The 5,179-nt window shown below is 57.4% G+C and carries 7 protein-coding genes and 3 tRNA genes; 2 read left to right on the top strand and 8 right to left on the bottom strand.

Features of this window, described 5'->3' with window-relative positions; translation table 11 throughout:
* The coding region (locus WB402_RS06605) for a PDZ domain-containing protein (RefSeq protein ID WP_424206155.1) at nt 1-277 on the top strand (277 nt) is incomplete at its 5' end.
* 358 nt (nt 278-635) lie between these two features.
* On the opposite strand, the gene WB402_RS06600 is transcribed toward WB402_RS06605, so the two are convergent.
* Nucleotides 636-926: a GIY-YIG nuclease family protein gene (locus tag WB402_RS06600; protein WP_424206153.1), complete on the bottom strand. Its 291-nt coding sequence runs from the start codon at nt 924-926 to the stop codon at nt 636-638.
* Between the two features lie 134 nt (nt 927-1,060).
* On the opposite strand from WB402_RS06600, the gene WB402_RS06595 reads away from it, so the two are divergent.
* Nucleotides 1,061-1,294 (top strand): ATP-binding protein, encoded by a 234-nt coding sequence (locus tag WB402_RS06595; protein ID WP_424206151.1) that lies wholly within the window; start codon nt 1,061-1,063, stop codon nt 1,292-1,294.
* Nucleotides 1,295-1,595: 301 nt separating this feature from the next.
* Here WB402_RS06595 and WB402_RS06590 read toward each other — a convergent pair whose 3' ends face one another.
* The 7 genes from WB402_RS06590 to pgsA form a co-directional block, all read right to left on the bottom strand.
* The gene (locus tag WB402_RS06590; RefSeq protein WP_424206149.1) at nt 1,596-1,922 is read right to left on the bottom strand and encodes a DNA-binding protein; all 327 of its coding nucleotides are present in this window, start codon (nt 1,920-1,922) and stop codon (nt 1,596-1,598) included.
* A gap of 5 nt (nt 1,923-1,927) precedes the next feature.
* On the bottom strand, nt 1,928-2,134 hold the full coding sequence (locus WB402_RS06585; RefSeq protein WP_424206147.1) for a hypothetical protein: 207 nt from the start codon (nt 2,132-2,134) through the stop codon (nt 1,928-1,930).
* A 145-nt stretch (nt 2,135-2,279) separates the two neighbouring features.
* A complete protein-coding gene (locus tag WB402_RS06580; protein ID WP_424206145.1) occupies nt 2,280-3,440 on the bottom strand; it encodes a Fic family protein in 1,161 nt (386 codons plus the stop codon).
* Between the two features lie 353 nt (nt 3,441-3,793).
* Nucleotides 3,794-3,882, bottom strand: a tRNA-Leu gene (locus WB402_RS06575).
* A 53-nt stretch (nt 3,883-3,935) separates the two neighbouring features.
* A tRNA-Cys gene (locus tag WB402_RS06570) sits at nt 3,936-4,009 on the bottom strand.
* A gap of 46 nt (nt 4,010-4,055) precedes the next feature.
* Nucleotides 4,056-4,131, bottom strand: a tRNA-Gly gene (locus WB402_RS06565).
* 514 nt (nt 4,132-4,645) lie between these two features.
* On the bottom strand, nt 4,646-5,179 hold a 534-nt coding region (pgsA, locus tag WB402_RS06560; RefSeq protein WP_424206143.1), incomplete at its 5' end, for a CDP-diacylglycerol--glycerol-3-phosphate 3-phosphatidyltransferase.

The raw sequence follows: 5,179 nt of genomic DNA, 5'->3' as shown, positions 1-5,179 counted from the left end.
CGACCGGCCGGTGGAACGGCGGCTGGTGCGCGCGCTCAATCTGCCGGCGGAGCGCGCGGTTGAGGTGATGTCGGCCGAGCCGAACGGCCCGGCCTACCGCGCCGGCGTGCGCACCGGGGATTTCATCCTGGCGTTGAACGGGCTGGCGGTGCAGTACGTCGATGATTTGCACCGGGGGCTTTCGGAGTCGCCGTTCGGGGAGCCGGTGCGGCTCGAGCTGCTGCGCAGGACGCGGAGGATGGTGTTGGAGGTGGTGCCGGAGGAGATAAAGACTTAAAGGTAGGTGAGTCGTTATTCAAGACCTGGATTCCCGCTTTCGCGGGAATGACAACCTACTCATAGAATCCCCGCTAAAGCGGGGGTGATATTCAAGGCAAGGTGAGAAACTACATGTAAAACCTGTTGCTGCCCGGGGTGCAACAAAACTCGTTGCACCCGTTCGGCGGCGTGAATGTCCACCGGACATTCACGACAACACCGCCTCACCCCGCCTATGCGGGCATGACAATCAAAAAAGCTTGTCACCCCCGCGAAGGCGGGGGTCCAGGCTTTACATGTCATCCCTGCGTTAGCGGGGATTCAATCTAGGGGTTTAGGTTCTGCTGATATCCACGGTTTACTTATTGATTCCCACTTCAGACAATCTCTTCGTACAAATCCCGCCAATCGGGGTTCTTCTCTTCGATAAGCCGCAACTTCCAACTACGGCTCCATTTCTTCAATTGTTTTTCGCGTTGTATGGCTGATTCGGCGGATTCACAGGCCTCGTAGTAAACGAGCTTATCGACGCCATATCTCGCCGTGAATCCGGCGACTTCCTTTTGTTTGTGCTGCCAGATGCGGCACGGCAGGTCGGAAGTTACCCCTACATACAAGGCGCCGTTGCGTCTGTTGGTAACAATGTAAACGCAGAAGGTTTTGTTCATTCTTTTGGTTCCCGCTGAAACTCACCCTCGAATAATGTGGTAATTGGGGACGGGAAATAAATATATTCTATTTGTTCGCGTGCGCCGGAAGATTTATTTTAATTGCTTAGCGGGACCGCAAGGAGGTGACAACCATGGATATTCCCATCGCTGATGTCATGATCCATATCGATGAAACCCTGCCCCGGGATGCACTGACGAAGCTCGAGAATACGGTGCGCCAGGACGAGTGCGTGATCAGCGCGAGCGTGCCCACCGGCAAGGAACACATGATGCTGGTGGCCTACAACCCGAATTGCACCTCGGCCACGGACATACTGGCCAGGGTCAACAAGCAAGGGATTCACGCCGAGCTGGTCGGTCTATAGTCAGACTGTCACGCAAAGCAGGCGGCAGACCGTACGTAGGTTGGGATGAATGAAATGAACCCCAACGCGGGGTACACAGGGTCATGTTGTGTTGGGGTTCGCGATGCTCACCCCGACTTACCGAGCTGGAGGTGGTGCCGGAGGAGATGGAATCTACGGCAAGGTGAGAATCTACATGTAAAGCCTGGATGCCCGCCTACGCGGGCATGACAACCTTTGATGAATCCCCGCATTAGCGGGGATTCAATTTATTCACCGCTGATGCGGGGATAACGACCTGTCAATATCAGGTTAGCAACCTTCAGGCGGCGCGCCTGGTTGACTTCACCACGAACCGAATACGCTCAGACGTCTGGAGTGCCTTGATAACCCTAATAAGACTTTCAGCCGTGGGATTACCGCGCGGGCCAAGCATGCGTTGCAGGCTTTTGCTGGGTAGGCCGGTTTTCTTCGCCAGACCGTCAAATGTGATAGTGGCATTGACATAGTCGCGCAGCATAGCCTTGCCGGCATCGAGATCGCCGGCAAGAAGTTCGATGATTGCCTCGGTCAGCATTGCCGCGCGGAAACGCGCGTCATTTTGCGCGCGCGTCCATACTGTCTTACGAAATCTGCGTGTTATGGGCATCAGGATCACCTCTTTTTGCGCGCTTTATATTCGCGCCAGCGTTGTTGAGCGAGCTGAATGTCCGCGTTCTGGCCCTTCTTGGTACCGCCTCCGAGCAGGATGACCAGCGTTTTACCATCCTGCCCGATATAGATGCGGTAGCCCGGACCGATGTCAAAACCACAATCTGCTTCTTCATTGGCGGTCCGATACGAGGATTGTCGCAGACGCACCGCTGAATTTGAATCGGCGCAGAACCTTCTTCGGATCAACTATATCGTGACTTATTTCACTTCTGACCCACGATGTAGGGGTCGAAGTGATGTCGGGGGAAATGGGGGTTCAGAAGAACAGGTGCATTGAGAGCGGGCACCTTCTTCACGAAGTCTCCGCGCCGCCCAGGCGCGCCGGTTCCTCCAGGATATCGAGGATGGCCTTGGCGCAATAAACCTTGTCACGTTTCGCCTGGCTTACTTCTTTCACGATGGAAAGCGCTTCGAGCCGCGCCACGGCGCGCTGTGCGGTGGTGAATGCACTGTCGAACTCTTCGGCGATCCCTTTCACAGTCAGAAACGGGTTCGCCGCCAGGCGGTCGATCAGCAGGAGCGGCAGTTTCGCGGATGCGCCCGCTGCCTGCACACGCCACTTGACGAGCAGCTTGTTGATGCGCTCGGCGCGCGAAAGCGCGTCCTCGGCTTGCCGCGCCACACCGTTGAGAAAATAGACGAGCCAATCCTGCCACGCGCCGCGCCGGCTGACGCCGAGCAGCCCGTCGTAGTAGTCGCGTCGGGTTGCTTCAAAAAAGGCACTGAGATAAAGCAGCGGCGTCGGCAGAATGTCGCGCTCAATGAGAAACAGCGTGATGAACAGGCGCCCGACACGGCCATTGCCGTCGAGAAAGGGGTGAATCGCTTCGAACTGATAGTGCGCAAGTGCCACCTGCACGAGCGGCGGTAATGCGCGGTCGTGCAGAAACGTTTCCCACTCGCCAAGGCAGCGCATGAGCTCCTCCGGTGGCGGTGGAACATAGGTTGCGTTGGCGAGCGTACCGCCGGGCGCGCCGATCCAGTTCTGCGAGCGGCGAAACTCTCCGGGCGTCGCGTACTCACCACGCACACCGGTCATGAGTTGCTTGTGCAGCTCGCGCACCAGCCGCAACGACAAGGGCAGCTTTTTCAGACGGCGGACGCCGTGCTCCAACGCCGCGACATAGTTGCCCACTTCGCGCAGGTCCGCCGGGCTGCGTTCGACCTTGGCGCCCGCTTCGTTCGCGAGCAACTCGCCGAGCGTGGCCTGTGTGCCCTCGATGCGGCTCGACAATACCGCCTCGCGCCGCACGAATGGGCGCAAAAGCAGGTGTGGGTTCGGCAGTCGTCCGCCCTCACCCGCAAGTCGCCCGATCAAGCGATCAGCATCCGAAAGCGCTCGCACCAGTTCCGGTGCCCAGTCCAAGACCGGCGGCAACGGGTCCGGCAAGAACGCCTTGTGGCCGCCAGCGGCGCGTACCTCCCGGCCGGGTCGCTTGATGGAATCCGTCACGTCCGTTCCTTATTTTCGGGGGTGAAAATAGCCAGGCACGTTATTTTCATAATTGTGGTATTTCGAAAACAAATGGTCAAGCCTTTTAACCGAGCCTTCAAAGCCTCGATAGCGATTTACCCATTCTGTGGGCACACCACGGAAGATTTGGCGCTCTGAGTATGGAGGTTTGAAACGCCCCTCCCCGAGGCCCCATTGGAAAGAAAGCGGAGGATGGTGCTGGAAGTGACGCCGGAAGGAATAGGAATTTGATTGGGTTCCGAGACTAACGCTCCTCCCCTTTGTGGTTTTTTGATGTTAGAGGGATTTAGCAAGAACTCGAAATATCTTGCTGATACTTCATGGAAAACTTATGGTGCCCAGGGCCGGAATCGAACCGGCACGGAGGTTGCCCTCCAACGGATTTTAAGTCCGTTGCGTCTACCAATTCCGCCACCCGGGCTTCGGGTTGAGTGTAATAGATGGGCTGGGACTGCGAAAGGAAGGAAAGAAAAATGGAGGCTGGGGTCGGATTCGAACCGGCGTACACGGCTTTGCAGGCCGCTGCATAACCACTCTGCTACCCAGCCGTAGCCCGATAAAAAAAGGGAGGACGGCGCCCTCCCCTTTATGATCTGGAGCGGGAAACGAGGTTCGAACTCGCGACCTTAACCTTGGCAAGGTTACGCTCTACCAACTGAGCTATTCCCGCAGTGGACCGACATTGTAAGGACCGGGGACAGGCTGTCAAGCCAAAGCACGATATTTCCTTGTAGTTTAGCCACTTGGCGCAGGATCGGCCAAGGCCGTCTCTGTTTGCTTTACTCTCGCCTCGGCGCCCGATGCGAAAGACACCCCTTCCAAGGCGAAGTTTTGTAGGGTGTGCTGAGCATTCGCGAAGCGCACCGAATTCAAAGTGACGGTGCGCAACGCTTCGCTTTTGCACACCCTACAAAACTGGCTCACCGCAGGCATCGACTCACCGTTCGGTCTGAGCTCTTCGACTTCGCTCAGGACAGGCTTGTCGAAGACCGAACGGCTCGCTCAGGACAGGCCTGTCGAGCCATCAACGGATCAGAGCCCCGGGACTTTTTGGATTTGCCGTTCAACCCCCCTTCGACAGGCTCAGGGCGAACGACAGCATTGAGGTCGAAATTGAGTGGATTTTTACTTCATAAATCCAACAAACGAAATTCAAAATCACCCTGAATTCATTCAGAAAAGTTTCAGTTCTGGCGCGGGACGATCAGGTTGGGCCAGGCTGCTTTGAGGTAACTCAGCATCGACCACAGCGTTAGCGCAGCGGCGATGTACAGCAGGAATTCGCCGATCTGGAATATCGGCAGCCCCCAGAACGGGTCGCGCCACAGCATGAACGGGATGGCGACCATCTGGGAAATGGTTTTGATCTTGCCCACAATCGACACCGCCACGTGCGAACGCTTGCCCACCTCCGACATCCACTCGCGCAGCGCCGAGACGGCGATTTCCCGGCCGACGATAACCACCACCACGATCGCGAACAGGCGGACGTCGAGCACATGCGCCTGCACCATCGGGTCGCCCACCAGCATGACCAGCGCCGCCGCGACCATGAGCTTGTCGGCCACCGGGTCGAGGAAGGCACCGAAGGGTGAGGTCTGTTCCAGTTTGCGCGCCAGGTAGCCGTCGAGCCAGTCGGTGAGCGCGGCCAGGATGAACAGGCCGGTGGCCAGCATGTGGGCCCAGGGCTGGTGCATATAATAAGCGAAGATAAACGC

The organism is Sulfuricaulis sp. (assembly GCF_049587675.1).
Classification (GTDB): Bacteria; Pseudomonadota; Gammaproteobacteria; order Acidiferrobacterales; family Sulfurifustaceae; genus Sulfuricaulis.
Note: the sequence above shows the minus strand (reverse complement) of the source record. Positions and strands in the feature narration are given on the sequence as shown.